Origin of the sequence: Amycolatopsis sp. WQ 127309, from assembly GCF_023023025.1 — a bacterium.
Classification (GTDB): Bacteria; Actinomycetota; Actinomycetes; order Mycobacteriales; family Pseudonocardiaceae; genus Amycolatopsis.
Genome location: NZ_CP095481.1, coordinates 4922033 through 4942839, shown reverse-complemented (window position 1 = coordinate 4942839; position 20807 = coordinate 4922033). Strand labels below are relative to the sequence as shown.

Below are 20807 nucleotides of genomic sequence, written 5' to 3'. Positions count from 1 at the left end.
GCTCACTCTGGCACCACTTTTGACCCCTAAGGGTGCCAATTCAGGGTTGTCGTGGTGCCACGATGGCGCCATAGTTGTGCCATGGACCTGACGCCCTTCGTAGACGAACTCCGGCGGGAGCTCGCGGTCGCCGCCGAGTCGGCGGGCGAAGAAGCCGTCGCCCTCGCCGAGCGGCTCACCGCGCCGCTCGAGTCGGCGATCCGGCTGACCCTGCTCGACGCCCTGTCGGCCGCGGCCGACGAGATCACCCGCGACCTCGCACCCGGCTCGGTCGAAGTCCGCCTTCGCCGCCGGGACGCCGAATTCGCCGTCTCGCTGCCCACCGCACCCGAGCCGGCGCCCCAGCAGACCCCGCCGCCGCCACCGTCCGAGCCGGACGACGGCACCGTCTCCCGGATCAACCTGCGCCTGCCCAAGCAGCTCAAGCAGCGCGTCGAGGAGGCGGCGAACCGGGACCGGCTCTCCACCAACGCCTGGCTGGTCCGGGCCGCGAACGCCGCGCTCGGTTCCGGGAGCGCCCAGCCCCGGCAGCGGTCGGTCTACGGCGACAAGTACACCGGCTGGGTTCAGTAACCCTTCTTCTTTCTTTCACGGCTCCGACCTGCGGAGACGCCACCCGAACCGCCCAGGAGGGCACAGCCATGCCTGTTTTCGCCACCCCCGAACCGATCACCGCCACGATCGACGTCAGCGTCGCCGACGTCCGGATCGTCGCCGGCGAGCGCACCGAAACCACCGTCGAGGTCGAGCCGGCCGACCCGTCAGACAACGACGACATCAAGGCCGCCGGCCGCACCCGCGTCGAGTTCACCGACGGCGTGCTGCTGGTCAAAGGCCCGAAGTACACCACCAAGCTGTTCGGCAAGGGCGGCGCGCTGCACGTCACGGTCGAACTGCCGGCCGGCTCCCGGGTCCGGGCGGTCTCCGCCATGGGCGACTACCACGTGTCCGGCCGCGTCGGCGACAGCCGCGTCAAGACGTCCGTGGGCAACATCCACGTCGACGAGGCCTCCCGGATCGAGGCGAACACGGCGACCGGCGACATCTTCGTCGGCCGCGCCACCGGGCACGCCGAGCTCGGCACCGGCACCGGCGAGCTGCGGATCCGCGAGATCGACGGCACGGCCGAGCTGAAGAACTCCAACGGCGAGACCCGCGTCGGCGAGGTCACCGGCGACCTGCGGGTCTCCACCGCCAACGGCGACATCCTCGTCGACCTCGCCCACGCCGGGGTGCACGCGAAGACGGCCGCCGGTGACGTCCGGATCGGCGAGGTCATCCGCGACGCCGTCGTGCTCGACACCGCGGTCGGCGAGATCGAGGTCGGCATCCGCGAGGGCAGCGCCGCGTGGCTCGAGCTCAGCTCCCTGACCGGGGCCGTGCGCAACTCGCTCGCCGCGTCCGACGGGCCCAGCGGGACCGCCGAGACGGTCCAGATCAAGGCCCGCAGCTACACCGGCGACATCGTCATCCGGCGCGCCTGAACTTTCGCTGACACAGAAGGGGAATCCGATGCCAGACGCCATCGTGGCCGAAGGACTCGTCAAGAAGTACGGCGGTGTGACCGCGCTCGACGGCATGTCGCTGCGGGTGCCGGAAGGCACCGTGCTCGGGGTGCTGGGGCCGAACGGCGCCGGGAAGACCACGACCGTCCAGATCCTCACGACGCTGCAGAAGCCGGACGCCGGCCACGCGACCGTCGCCGGGTTCGACGTCGTGCGGGACGCGCACGCGCTGCGGTCGCACATCGGCGCGTCCGGGCAGTACGCCGCCGTCGACCTGGAGCTGACCGGGGCGGAGAACCTCGAGATGGTCGGGCGGCTCTACCACCTCGGCACCAAGCGGGCCAAGGCCCGCGGCCGGGAGCTGCTGGCCCGGTTCGACCTCGAAGCCGCCGCCGACCGGCCGGTGAAGGGCTACTCGGGCGGCATGCGGCGCCGGCTCGATCTGGCCGGCGCGCTCGTGGCCAACCCGCCGGTGCTGTTCCTCGACGAGCCCACGACCGGGCTCGACCCGCGGGCCCGCACGGACCTGTGGGACGTCATCACCGAGCTGGTCTCGGGCGGCACAACGCTGCTGCTCACCACGCAGTACCTCGAGGAGGCCGACCGGCTCGCCGACAGCATCGCCGTCGTCGACCACGGCCGCGTGATCGCCCGCGGCACCTCCGACGAGCTCAAGGACCTCGTCGGCGGCGAGCGGATCGAGCTGACCGTCGGCACCCACGACGACGTCGCCCGCGCGCGGGCGACGCTGGCCGGGCTGGGCGGCGGCGAGCCGCAGGCCGACGGGTTCCGGCTCACCGTGCCCGTGACCCACGGCGCGAAAGCGCTTACCGAAGCGCTGGCCCTGCTCTCCGCCGACGGCGTCGACGTCCGCGACGTCGGCCTCCGCCGGCCCACCCTCGACGACGTTTTCCTCACCCTCACCGGTCATGACGTGACCGAACCCGCGAAGGAGGCCGTGTGATGAACGCGGTGCAACTGGCCGTGACCGACGGCGTCACCGTCGCCAAGCGGAACTCGATCAAGATCGTCCGGTCGCTGGACCTGCTCGGGTCCATCGTGTTCCTGCCGGTGATGTTCGTGCTGCTCTTCGGCTACGTGTTCGGCAGCGTGATCGACATCCCCGGCCTGTCCTACCGCGAGTTCATGCTGCCGGGGATCTTCACCCTCGCGGTGGCCATGGGCAGCATCGTCACCGGCTACGGCCTGACCGACGACCTGCAGAAGGGCATCATCGACCGGTTCCGCTCGCTGCCGATGTCCCCCGCCGCGGTGCTGATCGGGCGGACCACCGCCGACCTGATCCTCAACGTGACGAGCCTGCTCATCATGGGCCTGGTCGGGCTGCTGGTCGGCTGGCGCATCCACACCGGCGTCTTCGAGGCGCTGGGCGGCGTGCTCCTGCTGCTCGCCTTCGCCTACGCGCTGTCGTGGGTGATGGGGACGATCGGGCTGGCCGTGCGCAAACCCGAGGTGTTCAACAACGTCTCGAGCATCGCGATCTTCCCGCTGACGTTCCTGGCCAACACGTTCGTCGACAGCGGCCGGCTGCCCACCCCGCTGCGGGTGATCGCCGACTGGAACCCGATCTCGGCGATCACGCAGGCGTCGCGGGACCTGTTCGGCAACACGAGCCCGGCCCTGCCCCCGCACGACGTCTGGCCGATGCAGCACGCGGTGCTGGCGTCGGTGCTGTGGATCGTGGTGCTGCTGGCGGTCTTCGTGCCGCTTTCGGTGCGCTGCTACCAGAAGGCCACGAGCCACTGACCGGACGAGCGCCGTGTCGTCGCTCGAATCACGCGTGTCGACCTTCCGATCACGCGTGCCGGCGCTTCCATCACAGGAACTCACCCGATCGGCCCGGTCTCACCGGGCCGACCGGGTGATCCGGAAGCCGACACACGTGATCAACGGGTCGACACGCGTGATCGCGGAGTCGACACGATGCCATCGGAACCGGTCGAGCGGACCTTCCTCACCCGGAGGACGGGCCTTTCCCGTCAGCGCAAGGCAAGGTCAGGATCTCGGCGAGGTCCTGGGTCACCACGAGGGTGTACTCGAACACCGTGTCGTCGCTCGAATCACGTATGCCGACCTTCCGAACACGCGTGCCGACGCTTCCATCACAGGAACTCACCCGATCGGCCCGGTCTCACCGGGCCGACCGGGTGATCCGGAAGCCGACACACGTGATCAACGGGTCGACACGCGTGATCGCGGAGTCGACACGATGTCGTCGGCCAGCCAAACGGCCTTCCCCGCTTCGCGGGGAAGGCCGTTTCCGCGTCAGGGCAGGGTCAGGATCTCGGCGCCGTCGGCCGTCACCACGAGGGTGTGCTCGAACTGGGCCGTCCACTTCCGGTCCTTCGTGGTGACGGTCCAGTCGTCGGCCCAGATGTCGTAGTCGATGGTGCCGAGGGTGATCATCGGCTCGATCGTGAAGGTCATGCCCTCCTCGATCACCGTCTCCACCGTGGGCTCCTCGTAGTGCAGCACGGTCGGCGCGGTGTGGAACGACGGGCCGACGCCGTGGCCGGTGAAGTCGCGGACCACGCCGTAGCCGAAGCGCTTGGCGTAGGCCTCGATGACCCGGCCGATCACGTTCAGGCGGCGACCCGGGCGGACGGCCTTGATCGAGCGCAGCGTCGCCTCGCGGGTGCGCTCCACCAGCAGGCGGACCTCCTCGGAGACGTCACCCGCCAGGAACGTCGCGTTCGTGTCGCCGTGCACGCCGCCGATGAAGGCGGTGACGTCGATGTTGCAGATGTCGCCGTCCTCGAGCACCGTCGAGTCCGGGATGCCGTGGCAGATGACCTCGTTGAGCGAGGTGCAGCACGACTTCGGGAAGCCGCGGTAGCCCAGCGTCGAGGGGTAGGCGTGGTGGTCGAGCAGGTACTCGTGGACCACCTTGTCGATGTCGTCGGTGGTCGCGCCCGGCTTGACGGCCTTGCCGCCCTCCTCCAGCGCCTGCGCCGCGATCCGGCTCGCGATCCGCATCGCCTCGATCACCTCGGGCGTGCGCACGCCGTTGCCGGTGTCCCGCTTCGGTGCCGGCTTGTCCACGTATTCGGGACGGGCGATGGAAGCGGGGACGTCACGGCGCGGCGTCTGGACGCCGGGAACCAGGGGGGCACGAACGGACATGCCTCCACCTTACGACGGCCGCGTCAGCCGATCGCCGCCAGGAACCGGTGTGCCGCCTGAACCGCCGGTTTGGAGGACCCCGCCTCGGTCAGCAGCACCGCGAACGCCAGGTCGCCGCGGTAGCCGACGAACCAGCCGTGGGAGCGGGAGCCGTCGCCGAACTGGGCGGTGCCGGTCTTGCCCGCGACGTCGGGGATGTCCCGCAGGCCGGTCGCCGTCCCCGACGTGACGACCTCGCGCATCATCCCGCGCAGCGCGTCGAGGACGTCGTCCGACGGCGCGTCGCCGACGTTCTGGGTGGTCGCCGGGCGCCCCTTCACCAGCGACGGCGTCGGCACCTTCCCAGCCTGCACGGTCGCCGCGACCAGGGCCATGCCGAACGGGCTGGTCACCACCGTCCCCTGGCCGAAGCCGTTCTCCGCGCGCTGGACGGCGGAGTCGGTGGCCGGGACCGCGCCGGTGACCGTGGTCAGGCCCGGGACGACGAAGTCGGCGCCGATGCCGAACGACTTCGCCGTGTCGGTCAGCGCCGACCCCGGGAGCCCGGCCGCGAGCCGGGCGAAGGTGGTGTTGCAGGACTTCGCGAACGCCGTCTTCAACGAGACCCGGCCCAGGTCGAAGCGGCCTTCGTTCGGCACGACGCGGTTCTCGACCGTCGTGGTGCCGGGGCAGTCGACCGGACTGCCGGCCTCGACGTCGCCGTCCGCCAGCGCGGCCGCGGCGGTGATGATCTTGAACGTCGAGCCCGGCGGGTAACGCCCGGACAGCGCCAGCGAGCCTTCGGCGTCGGCCGCCTCGTTCTGCGCCACGGCCAGGATGTCCCCGCTCGACGGCTGGATCGCCACCAGCGCGGCCGGGTACTCGGCCGGCGCGAGGGCCTTCTCGGCGGCGTCCTGGATCCGCGCGCTGAGCGTGCTGGTGATCGCCGACCCGGGTTTCGGCGGCTCGGCCCGCAGCTCGGACACCTCGCCACCGGTGACGTCCTGGGTGACGATCCGCCAGCCCGCCGCCCCGGCCAGGTCCTGCTCGACCAGCGCGCGGATGGCCGGCAGCACCTGCGTCCCGGACCCGCGCGTCACCGGCAGCAGCCGTTCCTGGCTGGCGAACCGGACGCCGGGCAGGTCGTAGATCACCGGCTTGACGCGCTGGTAGTCGCCGGCGCGCAGGGTGATCACCGGGAACGTGGCGCCGGGCTTGGTCTTGCCCATCCCGTCGAGCAGCGAGCGGCCGGTCACCGACGGCTCGTAGCGGTGCAGCGCGGCCGCGAGCGACTTGGCCACCGCGCCCGCGTCGCCGGTCTTCGCCGGGTCGACGACCACGCCGATCACGGTCTGCGGGCGCATCAGCGGCACGCCGTCGCGGTCGAGGACCGGCGCGGTCTCCGGCAGCTGCGGCAGCACGCCGAGGGTCTGGCCGACCGCGAGCTGCGGGTGCACGACCGTCGGCTGCCAGTGCACCTGCCAGCCGTTCTCGGCCGCGCGCAGCTGGGCGTCGGCGCGGTAGGTCCAGGTGCGGCCGTGCGGGAGGTGCCAGGTGAGCTGGTAGCCGGCCGTGACGGTGTCGCCGTCCGCCGGCTCCTTCACCTCTTCGTCCTCGACGTCCAGGGACTCCGGGTCGAGGGCCCCGCGGACCTGCGTCAGCACGGTCTTCGCCGCGTCCGGCGAGTCGGTGCCCGCCGCCGCGGCGGCGATGTCCCCGGAAGCGACGGCGTCGAGGAACGCGGAGAGGGCGTCCTCGGGGCCGTCGCCCGAACAGCCGGCCGCGGTCGAGGCGGCGAGCAGCAGCACCGCGAGCACGGCACCGCTTCGACGTGCACTCATGGCCGGATGATGCCCTGGTCAGGGCGGTGCGGCGGGGCCGAAACGCCGCCACGGAAGAGTGCTAGAACAGCACCGTCGCGTACTGGCCGACCTGCTGGAAGCCGACCTTGCGGTAGGCCGCGAGGGCGGGTTTGTTGTAGCCGTTGACGTAGAGGCTCGCGGTGCGGCCGAGGCCGCGGACGAGCCGGTTCACCACGGCGGCCGTGCCCGCGGTGCCCAGGCCGTCACCCCGGCGTTCCGGGTGCACCCAGACGCCCTGGATCTGGCCGACGGACGCCGACATCGCGCCGATCTCGGCCTTGAACACGACCTCGCCGTGCTCGAACCGGGCGAACGCGCGCCCGGCGCCGATCAGCTCGGTGACGCGGGCGCGGTAGCTGGCGCCGCCGTCGCCGCTGCGCGGGTCGACGCCGACCTCTTCGATGAACATCGCGACAGCCGCGGGCAGGTAGCGCTCGATCTCGTCCGGGCGGACCGCGCGGACCCCCGGGTCGGCCTTGATGAGCGGCAGCGTGTCGAGCGCCATCAGCGGCTGGTCGTCACGCACTTCGCGGGCCGGGCCCCACTCGTCGGCCAGCTCGTCCCACAGGCCGAGGACCTGCTCGGCCGGGCCGACCAGCGACGAGCACGTGCGCTGCCGGCGCAGCGCGCGGTCGGCGAAGGAGCGCAACGCGGGCGCGTTGCCGCGCAGGGGGATGAGGTTGGGACCGGAGAAGCACAGCCCTTGGAGCCGCCCGGCGCGCACCGGGCGGTTGTCGGCGGCCCAGAGCTCACCACCGAGCCGCCAGGGATCGAGGCCCGCGGCCTCCACCCTGGCACTGACCATGCAGCTGCCCACCGGGTCGGCGGCGAGCGCCCCACGGACCGCCGGATAGTCCCGATCATCGAGCAGCCGTGCACCTGCAAGCCGCAACACGGGTTCCAGGGTGCCAGATGAACAGCCGAAACGGAACGCGAGCCTCTCGACACGCTCAGATGAACAGCCGGTGTCCGGCGAACCGGGCAGAATCGAAGACATGCAGCGCTACGCGTACAAGGTCGTCGAGGTCCGCGAGAAGCTCCTGGGCGGCAAGATGTCCGGGGACAAGCTCGAGAAGCTGCTCAACGACCACGCCGGGGACGGCTGGCAGCTCAAGGCCATCACGTCGGCCGAGGTCAAGGGCCGGGTCGGCCCGGGCGGGGTCGAAGGCCTGCTGGTCACCTTCGAACGCCCCGTCCAGTAGGGCGGCGGGGGTGCGGGCGCGGCCAAGGTGGCCGCGCCCGATCGCCGTGCTGCGGATCCGGGCCTGGTAGGCCGGGTTCGATCGGCCGCCGCGGCCGCCGTGGGCGCGGCCAAAGCAGCCGCGCACGATCGCCCCACCGCAGATCGGGCCGGGTCGGCCCGGGCGGGTCGAAGGCCTGCTGGTCACCTTCGAACGCCCCATCCAGTAGGGCGGCGGGGGTGCGGGCGCGGCCAAGGTGGCCGCGCCCGATCGCCGTGCCGCGGATCAGGCCCGGTAGGCCGGGTTCGATCGGCCGCGGGGGCGGCCAAAGCAGCCGCGCCCAATCGCCCCGTCGCAGATCCGGACCCGGTGGGCCGGGTTCGACCGGCCGCCGCGGGAGCGGCCGGGTTCAGTCAGGCCGCCATGGGCGCGGCCAGGGGATTCAGCCGGCCGTCACGAGCGCGGCCAGGTCTAGCCCGCCGTCACAAACGCGGCCGGGTTCAGCCGACCGCCGCGGACGCCCGGTGGATTGCCGGCGCCGACACTCGGCGGCGAGGGTGGCGAGCCACCCGGGCAGGCCGTCGCTTCCGGCAGCGGCCACTCTCGCCGGTGTGAGCCGAGGATTCGACCCAGCCCATGGCCTGCCGCGAGCGCGGACCGGCCGAAGCGAGGGCGCCCGGGTCGGCCATCCGCCGTCGACCCGGGCAGCCGCCGCCACCGGGTCGGTCAAGGCGCGCCCGATCGCCGCCGCCGGGTCGGTCAGGGGGCGCCGCGGTAGGTGCCGAACGTCCAGGCGTTGCCCTCCGGGTCGCGCAGGCTGAACGTGTGCGAGCCGTAGTCCGTGTCCGTCAGCTCGGCGGTGATCTCGGCGCCGGCGGCCTTCGCCTTCACGTGGATGTCGTCCACGTGGTCCGACACGACGTAGACCGCGCCGGTGCCGGGCTTCATGGCGTCGTGGACGCCGTCGGGCGGGCGGACGCTGCCCAGCATCACGGCGCCGCCCTCGGGCCAGCGCAGCTCGGCGTGGCTGACGAGGTCGCCGTCGGGGACCACCAGCGTCTCGGTGAAGCCCAGGACGTCGACGAGGAAACGGACCGCGGCCGGGGCGTCGTCGTAACGCAGGGCCGGCCAGACGTTCGGTGCGGGAGTCATGCCGGTGAGTCTTGCCCGGCGGCCACCTCCCCGTCTTGGAGGAACGGGAGCTCCTCGGCGATCCACGTGCCCGGGGTGCACCCGGCCAGCGCCCGCCACTCGTTGCTCAGGTGCGCCTGGTCGTAGAAGCCGCATTCGACGGCGAGCGCGGCCAAGTCGGAGTGGCCACCACGCAACAGCCGCCCGGCCCGTTCGAACCGCAGCACGCGCGCCGCCTGCTTCGGCGCCAGCCCCAGCTCCGCCCGGAAGCGCTCGCCCAGGTGCCGCCGGCTCCAGCCGACCTCGCCGGCGAGGTCCGCGACGCGCACCCGGCCGTCGGCGCCGCGCATCCGGCGCCACGCCTCCCCCAGCTCGGGCGGCGGCCGGCGCGGGTCCACCGCTCGCGCCGCCAGGACGTCGTCGAGCAGCGCGAACCGCTCGGGCCACGTCGGCCGCTCCCGCAGCCGCTCCGGGAGATCGCCGAGGCCGAACTCGGCCAGGTCCACGACAGCACCGCTCAGCTCCGCCGCCGTCACGCCGAGCAGGGTGCGCACGCCCAGCGGGTCGAGCTCGAGCTGGACGCCTTCCTGCGTGCGGTCCTGCTCGATCAGCACCGCGCTCGTGTGCAGCCCGCCGGCCAGCGCCTGCAGCCGGTGCCCGGCCATCCGGACGGGCGCGGCCAGGCTGATGACGAGCGTCACGTACCGGGACGGCAGGCCGCGGTGCACGGCCAGCGTCACGTCGTCCTGCGCGTACCCGATGTAGCGCGTGACCAGGGGCCGCACCACCGGGTGCGGCTCGCCGACGGCCCAGCCCACGCTCACGAACGCCAGCGTAAACGTCACCACCGACAGTTCCGGTTTCTGCTAACACGGAGGTGCGTCCCCCACCGCGGAAGGAACCACCGATGACGATCCAAGAGCAGGCGCAGCAGCTGGAACTGCTCGCCGACCAGGTGCCCACCGGCATCGCGCTCGCGACGAAGAGCGACCTCGAAGACCTGCAGGCCCAGGTCATGGGCCTGCTCGGGGAGACGTCGACCGCGACTGCGATCCAGGGCTCCATCCAGCTGGCGTCCCAGCAGATCGACGAGGTCGCGGCGGCGCTGGAGAACGTCCGCCTGCAAATACGCGACGCCGCCCAGCACCACTTGCAGGGGTGAGAGCCCTCAGCCGGCGGTGACGACCGGGGCACCCTCGCCGAGGCCTTCGCCCGCCTCTTCGGCGATGCGCATGGCCTCCTCGATCAGTGTCTCGACGATCGCGTGCTCCGGCACGGTCTTGATGACCTCGCCCTTGACGAAGATCTGGCCCTTGCCGTTGCCCGACGCGACGCCCAGGTCGGCCTCGCGGGCCTCCCCCGGGCCGTTGACGACGCAGCCCATGACGGCCACCCGCAGCGGGATCTCCATGCCCTCGAGCCCGGCCGTGACCTGCTCGGCGAGCGTGTAGACGTCGACCTGCGCGCGCCCGCACGACGGGCACGACACGATCTCCAGCTTGCGCTGCTTGAGGTTCAGCGACTGCAGGATCTGGATGCCGACCTTGACCTCTTCGACCGGCGGCGCGGACAACGAGACGCGGATCGTGTCGCCGATCCCCTGCCGCAGCAGCGCGCCGAACGCGACGGCCGACTTGATGGTGCCCTGGAACGCCGGGCCGGCCTCGGTGACGCCGAGGTGCAGCGGGTAGTCGCACTGCTCGGCGAGTAGCTCGTAGGCGCGCACCATGACGACCGGGTCGTTGTGCTTGACCGAGATCTTGATGTCGTGGAAGTCGTGCTCGGCGAACAGCGACGCCTCCCACAGCGCCGACTCGGCCAGCGCTTCCGGCGTCGCCTTGCCGTACTTGTCCATGATCCGCTTGTCGAGCGAGCCGGCGTTGACGCCGATCCGGATCGGCGTGCCGTGGTCCTTCGCGGCCTGCGCGATCTCCTTGACCTGGTCGTCGAACTTCCGGATGTTGCCCGGGTTCACGCGCACCGCGGCGCAGCCGGCCTCGATCGCGGCGAAGACGTACTTCGGCTGGAAGTGGATGTCGGCGATCACCGGGATCTGCGACTTGCGCGCGATCGCGGGCAGCGCCTCGGCGTCGTCGGCCGACGGGCAGGCGACGCGGACGATGTCGCAGCCCGCGGCGGTCAGCTCGGCGATCTGCTGCAGGGTCGCGTTGACGTCGGAGGTGAGTGTCGTCGTCATCGACTGGACGGAGATCGGGAAGTCGCTCCCCACACCGACCGAGCCCACCTGGAGCTGGCGGGTCTTGCGGCGCTCGGAGAGGACGGGCGGGGGCAGGGCGGGCATACCGAGTGCGACGGTCACGGTCTTCAGCGTACCTACCCCGAGTGGGCCACCCGCACCATGTCAACCGTCACGGTGAGCAGCATTACGGCGTGTGTGCCACGCCACGGAGGAGCCGCGACCCCTCCGTGGCGTGGCGTTACTGCAAGCGAATCGGATTGACGATGTCGGCCGTCACCGTGAGTAGCGTCACCGCGCCGCCGATGAGGACCAGGACCATCGTGAGCCCGGACAGCTTCGTGTAGTCCACCGGACCGCCCGCGGCCTTGCCCCGCAGGCCGCGGATCCAGTCGCGGATCCGCTCGTACCAGACCACCGCGATGTGCCCGCCGTCCAGCGGGAGCAGCGGCAGCAGGTTGAACACGCCGATGAAGAAGTTGAGGCTGGCCAGCAGGAAGAAGAACAGCACCCAGATGCCCTGCTCGACGGCCTCACCGCCGATCCGGCTCGCGCCGACGACGCTCACCGGGGTGTTCGGGTCGCGTTCACCGCCGAAGATCGCGGAGACCACGGCGGGGATGCGCTCGGGGAACTGGACGAGCCGCTGCGCCGTCTCGGCGAACATCGTGCCGGTGAAGCCGAACGTGGCGCCCACCGCGGCGACCGGGCCGTACTGCGTGGTGATCGCGGGCGTCACCGGCGACGCGCCGATCATGCCGACCTCGCGGACGCCCGCGCTGCTCCACCGCTGCACCTTCGGCACGTCGACCACGAGCGCCAGGTTCTGCCCGTTGCGGACGACGTCGAACTCGGTCGGGCCGCTGGTGGCCTGCACCGCCGCGAGCATCTCCGTCCAGCTCGCGACCGGCTTGCCGCCGACCGAGAGGATCTTGTCGCCGGCCAGCAGCCCGGCCGCCTGCGCCGGGCGCAGCGCACCCGGCGGGCAGGTGGTGTCCTTGGCCTGCTCCTCGGTCGTCGCCGACCGCGCGCAGGACGTCGAGGCCAGCACCGGCGACGGGTCGGCGGCGGTCAGGTTCGGCAGCCCCATCGTGACGGCCATCAGGTAGAGCACCACGAAGCCGAGGATGAAGTGCGTGATCGACCCGGCGCACATCACGACGGTGCGCTTCCAGGTCTTGAACCGCCACATCGCGCGCGGCGCCTCGTCCGGCGTGACCTCGTCGAGCGCCGTCATGCCCGCGATGTCGCAGAACCCGCCGAGCGGGATCCACTTCAGGCCGTATTCGGTCTCCCCGCGACGCCAGGAGAACACCGTGGGCCCGAAGCCCACGAAGTACCGGCGGACCTTCATGCCGAAGGCCTTCGCGGTGACCATGTGACCGGCTTCGTGCAGTGCGACGGAGATGCAGATCCCCAGCGCGAAGAGCACCACACCGATGATGTAGGCGAGCACCCGCTACTTCCCCTCGATGATCGAACCGGCCCGGGCGCGAGCCCAGCGCTCGGCCGCGAGAACGTCCTCGACGTCGCGAGGTTCGCGACGCCATTCGTCGGCGGCTCCCACCACCTCGGAAACAGTGTCCACTATCGACGTGAAGCGGGTGTTCTGCGCCAGGAAGGCGGCGACGAGCTCCTCGTTCGCGGCGTTGTAGACGGCGGGCAGGCAGCCGCCTGCGGTGCCGCAGTGGCGGGCCAGCTCGACGGCCGGGAAGGCCTCGTCGTCCAGCGGCTCGAACGTCCAGGTCGCGGCCGTGTCCCAGGCGCACGCGGCGGCGGCGTCGGGCACCCGGTCGGGCCAGTGCAGCGCGAGCGCGATCGGCAGCCGCATGTCGGGCGGGCTGGCCTGGGCGATCGTCGAGCCGTCGGTGAAGGTCACCATCGAGTGCACGATCGACTGCGGGTGCACGGTGACGTCGATCTTCTCCGGCGGGACGTCGAACAGCAGCGCGGCTTCGATCAGTTCGAGGCCCTTGTTGACCAGGGTGGCCGAGTTGATGGTGATCAGCGGGCCCATCGACCAGGTCGGGTGAGCCATCGCCTGCTCGACGGTGACGTCGGCGAGATCGGCCCGCTTGCGGCCGCGGAACGGCCCCCCGGACGCGGTGAGCACGAGCCGCGCGACCTCGCTCTGGTGCCCCGCGCGCAGCGCCTGCGCGATCGCGGAGTGCTCGGAGTCGACCGGCACGAGCTGCCCGGGCTTGGCCGCCGCGAGCACCAGCGGCCCGCCGGCGATGAGCGACTCCTTGTTGGCCAGCGCGAGGGTGGCGCCGGTGGCGAGCGCTTTGAGGGTCGGTTCGAGGCCACGCGAGCCGGGCAGCGCGTTGAGGACGGTGTCGACGCGGACGGCGTCGATCAGCTCGGTGACGGCGTCGGAGCCGGCGAAGAGCCGCGGGAGCTTGAAGTCACCCCGGGAGTAGCCGCGCTTCTGCGCTTCGGCGTACAGCGCGAGCTGCAGGTCTTCGGCGGCCGTGGCCTTGGTCACGGCGACGGCCTCGACGCCGTGCGCGAGCGCCTGCGCGGCGAGGGCCGCGGGATCGGCGCCGCCCGCGGCGATCCCGGCCACCCGGAACAGGTGCGGGTTGCGCGCCGCGACGTCGAGGGCCTGCACTCCGATGGACCCGGTCGAGCCGAGCACGAGGACGCTTCGCGAGGTAGTCATCGCGGGCCATTGTCGCGCGGGCCGTCTCCGCGGCGCACGCGGAGGTGTGGGATCATCGCGGGGTACGTGGTTCATGGGTCTTGAGGGAGTTCATCGTGGCAGGCAAGGCGGTCGAGAAGCGGCCCGAGGTCGACCCCCGCGACGAGCCGTCCGCGGCCTGGGGCTGGCACGGCTCCTTCCCGAAGGGCACCCGGATCGCCGGCTGGGTCAGCGCGGTCATCCTGCTCGTGATGATCAAGGGCAACCACGAGAACAACACCGAGAACGTCTGGCTGGTCGGCCTGGCGGCGTTCCTCGTCCTGCTGCTGGTCCTCGACATCCGCAAGCGCCGCACGGCCTGGCGCAAGTAGTTGGTGACCCGCTAACCTCCCGGCTCATGAAGCTGCGCTGGGGTTTGGCTCTCGTCGGTGTCCTGGGTGCCCTCGTGGTGCCCGCCGTTCCGGCTTCCGCCGCGTCCGCCCCGGTGGTCCGGTGCACGTTCACACCGACCCCTGACAACCCGGCGGCTCGTCCCGTGGTGCGTCCGCTGCCCTTTGCGTTGACGCGCGGGACCGTCGATGTGACGTTCCGGTTCAACTACGGGCCGGTGACGGTCCGGCTGAACCGCGCGGGGGCGGCGCCGTGCGCGGTGCACAACATGGCTTCCCTGGTCTTGCAGCGGTTCTACGACCACTCCCAGTGCTGGCGCCTGTCGAACTCTTCCCGGTTGGGTGTGCTCCAGTGCGGAGACATCTACGAGGTCGAGAAGGGCGGGCCGGGGTACAAGTTCCCGGACGAGGTGTCGGGCACGGAGACGTACCCTCGCGGGACGATCGCCATGGGGAACCAGGGCCCGGGGACGAACGGGTCGGAGTTCTTCATCGTGCATTCGTTCGCGAACATCCCGGCGAACTACTCGGTGCTGGGGACCGTGGTGCGAGGGATGTCCGCCATTGATCACATGGTGGCGGACGGGATCATCCCGACCGATCCGAACGGGCCGCTGGACGGGGCACCGGCGAAACCGGTGAAGATCCAGCGGGCCACGCTCGGCCGGTAGGTCAGCCGTGCGCAGTTCTTCGCGCACGAAGTCCAGGAACCGCAGGATGTCCGGGGCCACAACCGAGACTTCGCCGTCCACATAGGACTGGCTGCGCGCTGCGAACGCCCGCCGGTCATGCGGTAGACCCCACGCCCGCTCCTGCTCAACGCGAAGAGGGCACCCCGCCGTCGGACGCGAAGACAACGATCTCGTCCGTCACGGATCCGGTCACCCGCGTCGGCCGCTCATCACCGTGCTCGACCAGAACCGACTCCGCGGCGTGGACGAAGTAGCCGTCCCCCACGTCGGGGAGCGAGACCTCGTCGATCACCCCGTAGAGGTCAAGCAGTTCCCGCGGGAGGTCCGCGGACGAGTTCCCGGGCCGGCGCGGACACACTCGCGACCCAGACGCCGGGGCTTTCGTGTCCCTGCGCGGTCACCACGGGTTGGGCGCAAAGCCGTAGGGCCGACGCGGTTCACCGTCACGGACGCCGAAAGCGGGTGGCTTCGGCCGCGGCCGCGCGGGGAGACTCTGGATCTGGACCACGTCACGGTCCACCACCATCGCGACGGGTCTCGGCACCGGGCGGACGCCCAGGATCAGGTTCTCCAGCGCCGTGTCGCCTACTCCGAAGCTCGCCACCCACGTCTCCACCAGGACGACCTCGCCAATCTCGGAAATGCCGAGGAAGGTCCGGCCTCGGTCCAGCTCGCCGAGCGGGAACAGGGAGATCCCGAAGGCCGCGCCCCAGTCGGCGAACCGGCCCTCTTCGCCGTCGAGGTCACCGGGGTTGAACTCGAACGGAACCCGGGCGACGGAGATCCCCGGTCCGGAGATGTCGACCTTCAAGCCGCCGAACTCACCGAGGAACCGCTCGGCCGCCTCGTGCATGCGAACCTCGCCGCTCGCTTCCAGCTGCTCCCGCCAGCCCGCGGTGTCGACCTGCCGGCCCGGGAGCCAGCCCGCGGCACGCAGGTCACGCTCGACCCGCCCGGCGAACCGCGACGGCGGGGCGGCTACGGCGCCGAAGACCGTGCGCAGCTCCACCGGGTGGTCGTCCGCGGCAAGGCTCGCCGCGACGAACTCCAGCACGGCCCTCGCCGGCACGGAGTCCTCCGGGTACCGGGCGGCGAACCGCTCCGCGTCCGGCCAGCGGATTTCCACGCGGGCGGCGCCCAGCCCGCGAAGGCCCGCGTAGAGCGACCTCGACAGCGCGTCCCAGCTGCGCGAGCCCGGCACCGGTGGGTCGAGCGGGAGCGCCGCGCGGACGGCCGCGAAGAACGTGTCATGGCCACCGCCGTCCGGCACCGAAATAGTGAACACTGCGGTCTCCCCCGTCACGATCCCGCGCGCTATCGGGCTGTCGGCGGCCAACTCGACCGGTTTACCGCCCAAATGTCACCCTGACGAGTGAATGCCAGCTTCGTCCAATTACATTGTGCGAGTTCAGTGGGCTGCGCTGCGTGGGGGGATCACGTGATGATGACGCACGACGAGTACCTGGCCACCCGAAGATTCGGCGCCCTCGACGGCGTGCGCGCCATCGCCGCCGTGCTCGTGGTCGTCTTCCACTACGGCGGACCCGGGTGGGTGCGGGCCAACGGCTGGATCGGGGTGCACCTGTTCTTCGTGCTCTCCGGCTTCCTGATCACCACCCTGGCACTGCGCGAAGAGGACCGCGCCGGCCGGGTGTCGCTGGCGGAGTTCTACATCCGCCGCGCGTTCCGCATCCTGCCCGTCTACTACGTCGTCATCGGCGTGGTCGTCGTCTTCGCGTACTTCCGCGGCCTCGGCCTGCGGCACAGCGGCATCGTGGCGGCGCTGCCGTGGAACGTCGCGTTCGTCGGCGAGTACCACCAGATGACCATGTTCGGCCAGGCCTGGACGCTCGGCGTGGAGCAGAAGTTCTACCTGGTGTGGCCACTGCTCGCCTTCGGCGTCGCCGCGCTCGGCTTCGCGAAGCGCCTGAGCCTCTCGCTGGGCCTCGTGGCGGTCATGCTCGCGCTGATCCCCTTCATGCCCTACGCGGGCGCGTACTCGCCGATCCTCATCGGCTGCACGCTGGCGATCGTGCTGCACCACCGCAAGGGCTTCGCCGCCCTGCGGTTCTTCACCCACCCGGTCGTCGGGCTCGTGGTCGCCGCCGCGCTGATCGCGGTCCAGACCATGTTCGGCGAGATCACCGCGTTGCTGCACGACGACGGCGGGTCGATCACCGGCACCCTCTACGTCCTGCTCGCCGCGCTGCTCGTGCCGTCGCTGGTCGCCGGCGGCCCGCTGGCCTGGGTGCTGTCGCTCGCACCGCTGCGGTTCATCGGCGAGCGGTCCTACTCGCTGTACCTCATGCAGGGCGTCGTCGCCGTGGCGCTCGCGGGTGCGATCCCCCAGTTCGCGCCGCACCGGACGCTCACCGCGGTCGCCGTGACGATCGTCGGGCTGCTGGCCGCCGACCTGCTCTACCGCTGGGTGGAGGTCCCGATGATCGACGTCGGGCGCCGGATCATCGCGCGCCGCCGGGCGAAGAAGGCCGAAGCCGCGCCGGTGGCCGAGGTTGCGGAGCCCGCCATGGCCGTGGCCTGAGTCAGCAGAATCGTTCCGGATCCGCAGCGTCCTCCTCGGTCGACGTTCGCGGCACCGGAGACGCCGGCCGAGCCAGGACCGGCGACCTCAACGACAAAGCCGGGTACCGCAGGTGCGGTACCCGGCTTCCGGAACCTACCGTCAGCGCTCGACGGCCGGTGCCACCAGTTCGCTCGGGCCGGTGCCCGACTCGCCGGCCACCGCGGCCAGTTCCTCGCCCACCGACTGGCCCTTCGGCTTCTTCACGTCCTTCGTCAGCAACGACGCCACCGCGCCGATCAGGCAGACCACGATGGCGAAACCGAACGCCACCGCCAAGCCCGACTGGAACGGGCCCGAGATCAGGTTGGGGAAGAAGCTGCGGCCCGTGAGGAACTGGGCCTGGTCCGGCGGCAGCGACGAGAGCTGGCCGCCCAGGAGCTGCTGGATCGGGTTGTAGCCCAGGAATGCCGCGAACAGCACCGCGACCGCCGGGAGGTGGGCGACCTGGGTGGCCGCCGCCTCGGGGACGCCGTGGGCGATCAGGCCGTCGTGCATCGTCGACGGGAGGCTGCTCGACAGGCCCGAGATGATCAGGCTGAAGAAGAAGCCGATCGACAGGACCATCGCCGCGTTCTGGAACGTCGTCATCATCCCGGCGCCCGAACCGCGGGAGTCGGCCGGGAGGCTGTTCATCACCTCGGCGCGGTTGGGCGAGGAGAACATGCCCATGCCGATGCCGTTGATCAGCAGGATCGCGGCGAACGCCCAGTAGTCGAAGTTCACCGGCAGGATGATCAGCAGCAGGAACGTCAGCGCCGTGATCGCCAGGCCGGTGGAGGCCAGCATGCGGCTGCCGATCCGGTCGGCGAGGATGCCCGACGTCGGCGCGGCCAGCAGGAACCCGACCGTCATCGGCAGCATGTAGATGCCCGCCCACAACGGCGTCTGCTCGAACGTGTAGCCGTGCTGCGGGAGCCAGATGCCCTGCAGCCAGATGATCAGGATGAACTGGAGCCCACCGCGGCCGAGCGACGCGGTCAGGTTCGCGATGTTGCCCCAGGTGAACGACCGGATCTTGAACAGCGACAGCCGGAACAGCGGGTTGTCGACCTTGGTCTCGATGACCACGAAGCCGATCAGCACCGCGACGCCGCCGATCAGGCACGAGAGCACCATCGGGCTGCCCCAGCCGGTCGCCGAGGTGCCGTAGGGCTGGATGCCGTAGGTGATGCCGACCAGCACCGAGATCAGGCCGACGGCGAAGGTGATGTTGCCCCACCAGTCCATCCGCGCGTGCTTGCGGACGCCGGTGTCGTGCAGCTTGAGGTAGGCCCAGATCGTGCCGATCACGCCGAAGGGCACCGAGACCAGGAAGATCAGGTTCCAGTCGATCGGCGCGAGCACGCCGCCGACGACCAGGCCGAGGAACGAGCCCGCGATGGCCGCGACGCCGTTCATGCCGAGCGCGAGGCCGCGCTGGTTGGCCGGGAAGGCGTCGGTGAGGATCGCCGAGGAGTTCGCCATCAGGAAGGCGCCGCCGACGCCCTGCACGATCCGCCAGCCGATCAGCCACAGCGCGGCCGCGTCACCGTCGAACCAGGTGATGGCCAGCATGACGGAAGAAACCGTGAAGACGGCGAAGCCCAGGTTGTACATCCGGGCACGGCCGTACATGTCGCCGAGCCGCCCGAAGCTCACCACCAGCACGGCGGTGACCACGAGGAAGCCCATGATCATCCACAGCAGGTAGCTGGTGTTGGCGGGTTCCAGGGGGTTGATCCCGATGCCCTTGAAGATGTCGGGCAGCGCGATGAGCACGATCGACGAGTTGATCGTGGCGATCAGCATGCCCAGCGTCGTGTTGGACAGCGCGATCCACTTGTACCGAGGCCCCAGTTCCTCGATCGAATACGTCCGGCTTTTCGCCACTGTGTGCAAACCTTCCACTCGCAAGTCCCTTAGCTAGGCTAAGCAACTTGCTTGCGTATGGCAACCATCACGGGGGATCGCCTGCGAGAGCATGATCACATCGCCATGAATATCCTTTGTGGACTCTTTAAGGTGACGCCGCGACGTGACGCCGCCGTAACCCCGCGCTAACGGAGAAGCCGCCCCAGCACGCCCACGCCGTCGGCGATCTCCCCCGCCGTGCGGGCCGCGTAGCCCATGACCAGGCCCGGCCGCCCGGGCCGCTGCCGGTGCCACGACAACGGCTGGACCTTCACCCCGTCCGCCAGCGCGGCCGCCGCCAGCGCGACGTCGTCGAAGCCCTGCTCGAACGTGATCGTCAGGTGCAGGCCCGCCGCCGCGCCGTGCACCCGCGCGGCCGGGAGCGACGCCGTCACCGCGCGGATCATCGCGTCGCGACGACGGCGGTGCCGCGCCCGCACCGAGCGCAGCTGACGCTCCAGCTCGCCCGTCTCCATCAACCGGGCCAGCACCAGCTGGGCCAGCACCGCGTTGCCCAGGTCAGCGAACCGCTTGGCCGCGACGAGGTCCTCGCGCAACGCCGGCGGCGGGAGCAGCCAGCCGACGCGCAGGGCAGGGGCCAGCAGCTTCGAGACGCTGCCCGTGTAGCAGACCTCCGGCAGCATCGACCGGACCGCGGGCACCGGCGCGCGGTCGTAGCGGTGCTCGGCGTCGTAGTCGTCCTCGACGACCAGGCCGCCCTCGCCCGCCCAGCGCATCAGCTCGCGACGGCGTTCGCCGCCCAGGACCACGCCCGTCGGGAACTGGTGGGCCGGCGTCAGCAGCACCGCCCGCGCGCCGCTCGCCCGCAGCTCGTCGACGCGCAGGCCGTCGTCGTCGACCGTGATCGGCGGGGTCGCCAGGCCGTTGTGGTGCAGGTGCTGCCGCGCGCCGAGCGAGCCGGGGTCCTCGACGGCGATCTCGTCGACGCCCCGCTGCCGCAGCACCTCGCCGAGCAGCGTCAGGCCCTGCGCCACCCCCGACACCACGATGATCTCGCCCGGATCCGCGCGGATCCCGCGGCTGCGCGCGAGCCAGCGCGACACCGCCAGCCGCATCGCCGGCGCCCCGCGCGGGTCGCCGTAGCCGAAGTGGGCCGGCTCGAGCTCGTCCAGCACCGCGCGCTCCGCCCGCAGCCACGCCGCGCGCGGGAACGCCGTCAGGTCCGGCACGCCCGGCGTGAGGTCGATCCGGGCCGGGGTGGCGCGGACCTCGTCGAAGACGTCGGCGCCGGGCAACGCCGTGATGACCTTCGCGGGCAGTGGACGCCGCACCGGCGCGGGCGCGAGCACCGGCGCCGCGACGACGACCGTGCCGGCCCGGCCGCGGCCCGCCGCGTGGCCGTCGTCGACGAGCCGCTGGTAGGCCTCGGTGACCACACCCCGCGACACGCGCAGCTCGGCCGCCAGCACCCGCGACGCGGGGAGACGGCCGCCGACCGAGAGCCGGCCGTCGGCGACCGCGGCCCGCAGCTGCCCGGCGAGCCAGTCCGCGAGCCCGCCCGGCGGCGCGGCCCGGACGTCGAGCTGCAGGAAGTCGGAGCCGGCGGTTATGGTCCCTTCCGCCGGGTCCGGTTTGGCCCTGTCCATCGGGC

The 20807-nt window shown here is 71.4% G+C and carries 21 protein-coding genes; 9 read left to right on the top strand and 12 right to left on the bottom strand.

Features of this window, described 5'->3' with window-relative positions; all coding sequences use genetic code 11:
• Nucleotides 1-81 precede the first annotated feature (81 nt).
• The 4 genes from MUY22_RS23320 (at nt 82) to MUY22_RS23305 (ending at nt 3272) form a co-directional block, all read left to right on the top strand.
• Nucleotides 82-573 carry a hypothetical protein gene (locus MUY22_RS23320; protein ID WP_247062485.1) on the top strand — a complete coding sequence of 164 codons (492 nt, stop codon included), beginning with the start codon at nt 82-84 and terminating at the stop codon, nt 571-573.
• Nucleotides 574-641: 68 nt separating this feature from the next.
• Complete coding sequence (locus tag MUY22_RS23315; RefSeq protein WP_247062484.1) at nt 642-1484, top strand: DUF4097 family beta strand repeat-containing protein; 843 nt, start codon at nt 642-644, stop codon at nt 1482-1484.
• A 28-nt stretch (nt 1485-1512) separates the two neighbouring features.
• A complete protein-coding gene (locus MUY22_RS23310) occupies nt 1513-2469 on the top strand; it encodes an ATP-binding cassette domain-containing protein (RefSeq protein ID WP_247062482.1) in 957 nt (318 codons plus the stop codon).
• A complete protein-coding gene (locus tag MUY22_RS23305) occupies nt 2469-3272 on the top strand; it encodes an ABC transporter permease (RefSeq protein ID WP_247062480.1) in 804 nt (267 codons plus the stop codon). Before MUY22_RS23310 ends, MUY22_RS23305 begins: the two co-directional genes overlap by 1 nt.
• A 519-nt stretch (nt 3273-3791) precedes the next feature.
• On the opposite strand, the gene map is transcribed toward MUY22_RS23305, so the two are convergent.
• From map to MUY22_RS23290, 3 genes are all read right to left on the bottom strand, one after another.
• A complete protein-coding gene (map, locus tag MUY22_RS23300) occupies nt 3792-4649 on the bottom strand; it encodes a type I methionyl aminopeptidase (protein WP_247062477.1) in 858 nt (285 codons plus the stop codon).
• Nucleotides 4650-4672: 23 nt separating this feature from the next.
• Complete coding sequence (locus MUY22_RS23295) at nt 4673-6469, bottom strand: penicillin-binding transpeptidase domain-containing protein (protein ID WP_247062475.1); 1797 nt, start codon at nt 6467-6469, stop codon at nt 4673-4675.
• A 61-nt stretch (nt 6470-6530) separates the two neighbouring features.
• Complete coding sequence (locus MUY22_RS23290) at nt 6531-7385, bottom strand: GNAT family N-acetyltransferase (RefSeq protein ID WP_247062473.1); 855 nt, start codon at nt 7383-7385, stop codon at nt 6531-6533.
• Between the two features lie 100 nt (nt 7386-7485).
• Here MUY22_RS23290 and MUY22_RS23285 point away from each other — a divergent pair, with 100 nt between their 5' ends.
• Nucleotides 7486-7692 carry a DUF4177 domain-containing protein gene (locus MUY22_RS23285; RefSeq protein WP_247062471.1) on the top strand — a complete coding sequence of 69 codons (207 nt, stop codon included), beginning with the start codon at nt 7486-7488 and terminating at the stop codon, nt 7690-7692.
• A 738-nt stretch (nt 7693-8430) separates the two neighbouring features.
• Here MUY22_RS23285 and MUY22_RS23280 read toward each other — a convergent pair.
• Together MUY22_RS23280 and MUY22_RS23275 are read right to left on the bottom strand one after the other, a co-directional pair.
• On the bottom strand, nt 8431-8823 hold the full coding sequence (locus MUY22_RS23280; protein ID WP_247062469.1) for a VOC family protein: 393 nt from the start codon (nt 8821-8823) through the stop codon (nt 8431-8433).
• Nucleotides 8820-9626, bottom strand: a complete 807-nt coding sequence (locus tag MUY22_RS23275) for an AraC family transcriptional regulator (protein WP_247062467.1) — start codon at nt 9624-9626, stop codon at nt 8820-8822. The genes MUY22_RS23280 and MUY22_RS23275 overlap by 4 nt, the downstream gene beginning before the upstream one ends.
• Nucleotides 9627-9709: 83 nt before the next feature.
• Here MUY22_RS23275 and MUY22_RS23270 point away from each other — a divergent pair, with 83 nt between their 5' ends.
• The gene (locus MUY22_RS23270) at nt 9710-9964 is read left to right on the top strand and encodes a hypothetical protein (RefSeq protein WP_247062465.1); all 255 of its coding nucleotides are present in this window, start codon (nt 9710-9712) and stop codon (nt 9962-9964) included.
• 6 nt (nt 9965-9970) lie between these two features.
• Here MUY22_RS23270 and ispG read toward each other — a convergent pair whose 3' ends face one another.
• The 3 genes from ispG to dxr all read right to left on the bottom strand — a co-directional run bounded on the left by ispG (nt 9971) and on the right by dxr (nt 13661).
• Complete coding sequence (gene ispG, locus MUY22_RS23265) at nt 9971-11122, bottom strand: flavodoxin-dependent (E)-4-hydroxy-3-methylbut-2-enyl-diphosphate synthase (RefSeq protein ID WP_247062463.1); 1152 nt, start codon at nt 11120-11122, stop codon at nt 9971-9973.
• A 118-nt stretch (nt 11123-11240) separates the two neighbouring features.
• Nucleotides 11241-12455 (bottom strand): RIP metalloprotease, encoded by a 1215-nt coding sequence (locus MUY22_RS23260; RefSeq protein ID WP_247062460.1) that lies wholly within the window; start codon nt 12453-12455, stop codon nt 11241-11243.
• 3 nt (nt 12456-12458) lie between these two features.
• Nucleotides 12459-13661, bottom strand: a complete 1203-nt coding sequence (gene dxr, locus MUY22_RS23255) for a 1-deoxy-D-xylulose-5-phosphate reductoisomerase (protein WP_247062458.1) — start codon at nt 13659-13661, stop codon at nt 12459-12461.
• 95 nt (nt 13662-13756) lie between these two features.
• Here dxr and MUY22_RS23250 point away from each other — a divergent pair, with 95 nt between their 5' ends.
• Complete coding sequence (locus MUY22_RS23250; RefSeq protein WP_247062457.1) at nt 13757-14011, top strand: DUF2631 domain-containing protein; 255 nt, start codon at nt 13757-13759, stop codon at nt 14009-14011.
• A 26-nt stretch (nt 14012-14037) separates the two neighbouring features.
• Nucleotides 14038-14700: a peptidylprolyl isomerase gene (locus MUY22_RS23245; protein WP_247062456.1), complete on the top strand. Its 663-nt coding sequence runs from the start codon at nt 14038-14040 to the stop codon at nt 14698-14700.
• Between the two features lie 145 nt (nt 14701-14845).
• Here MUY22_RS23245 and MUY22_RS23240 read toward each other — a convergent pair whose 3' ends face one another.
• Together MUY22_RS23240 and MUY22_RS23235 are read right to left on the bottom strand one after the other, a co-directional pair.
• Nucleotides 14846-15013, bottom strand: a complete 168-nt coding sequence (locus tag MUY22_RS23240) for a hypothetical protein (protein WP_247062455.1) — start codon at nt 15011-15013, stop codon at nt 14846-14848.
• 105 nt (nt 15014-15118) lie between these two features.
• Entirely contained in the window at nt 15119-16006 is an 888-nt protein-coding gene (locus MUY22_RS23235) for an SUKH-3 domain-containing protein (protein ID WP_247062454.1), read from the bottom strand.
• 156 nt (nt 16007-16162) lie between these two features.
• Between MUY22_RS23235 and MUY22_RS23230 the strand changes: the two genes are divergently transcribed.
• Entirely contained in the window at nt 16163-17263 is a 1101-nt protein-coding gene (locus MUY22_RS23230; RefSeq protein ID WP_247062451.1) for an acyltransferase, read from the top strand.
• A 141-nt stretch (nt 17264-17404) separates the two neighbouring features.
• On the opposite strand, the gene MUY22_RS23225 is transcribed toward MUY22_RS23230, so the two are convergent.
• Entirely contained in the window at nt 17405-19174 is a 1770-nt protein-coding gene (locus tag MUY22_RS23225; RefSeq protein ID WP_247062449.1) for an MFS transporter, read from the bottom strand.
• 167 nt (nt 19175-19341) lie between these two features.
• Nucleotides 19342-20802: a PLP-dependent aminotransferase family protein gene (locus tag MUY22_RS23220; protein WP_247062446.1), complete on the bottom strand. Its 1461-nt coding sequence runs from the start codon at nt 20800-20802 to the stop codon at nt 19342-19344.
• Between the last annotated feature and the right edge of the window lie 5 nt (nt 20803-20807).

Excerpts from the sequence above, each read along its gene's own strand:
- MUY22_RS23305 (WP_247062480.1), top strand. The coding sequence starts at position 2,469 with ATGAACGCGGTGCAACTGGCCGTGACCGACGGCGTCACCGTCGCCAAG.
- MUY22_RS23245 (WP_247062456.1), top strand. The coding sequence starts at position 14,038 with ATGAAGCTGCGCTGGGGTTTGGCTCTCGTCGGTGTCCTGGGTGCCCTC.
- dxr (WP_247062458.1), bottom strand. The coding sequence starts at position 13,661 with ATGACTACCTCGCGAAGCGTCCTCGTGCTCGGCTCGACCGGGTCCATC.
- MUY22_RS23220 (WP_247062446.1), bottom strand. The coding sequence starts at position 20,802 with ATGGACAGGGCCAAACCGGACCCGGCGGAAGGGACCATAACCGCCGGC.
- MUY22_RS23285 (WP_247062471.1), top strand. The coding sequence starts at position 7,486 with ATGCAGCGCTACGCGTACAAGGTCGTCGAGGTCCGCGAGAAGCTCCTG.
- MUY22_RS23295 (WP_247062475.1), bottom strand. The coding sequence starts at position 6,469 with ATGAGTGCACGTCGAAGCGGTGCCGTGCTCGCGGTGCTGCTGCTCGCC.
- MUY22_RS23310 (WP_247062482.1), top strand. The coding sequence starts at position 1,513 with ATGCCAGACGCCATCGTGGCCGAAGGACTCGTCAAGAAGTACGGCGGT.
- MUY22_RS23320 (WP_247062485.1), top strand. The coding sequence starts at position 82 with ATGGACCTGACGCCCTTCGTAGACGAACTCCGGCGGGAGCTCGCGGTC.
- MUY22_RS23280 (WP_247062469.1), bottom strand. The coding sequence starts at position 8,823 with ATGACTCCCGCACCGAACGTCTGGCCGGCCCTGCGTTACGACGACGCC.
- map (WP_247062477.1), bottom strand. The coding sequence starts at position 4,649 with ATGTCCGTTCGTGCCCCCCTGGTTCCCGGCGTCCAGACGCCGCGCCGT.
- MUY22_RS23230 (WP_247062451.1), top strand. The coding sequence starts at position 16,163 with ATGATGACGCACGACGAGTACCTGGCCACCCGAAGATTCGGCGCCCTC.
- MUY22_RS23270 (WP_247062465.1), top strand. The coding sequence starts at position 9,710 with ATGACGATCCAAGAGCAGGCGCAGCAGCTGGAACTGCTCGCCGACCAG.
- MUY22_RS23315 (WP_247062484.1), top strand. The coding sequence starts at position 642 with ATGCCTGTTTTCGCCACCCCCGAACCGATCACCGCCACGATCGACGTC.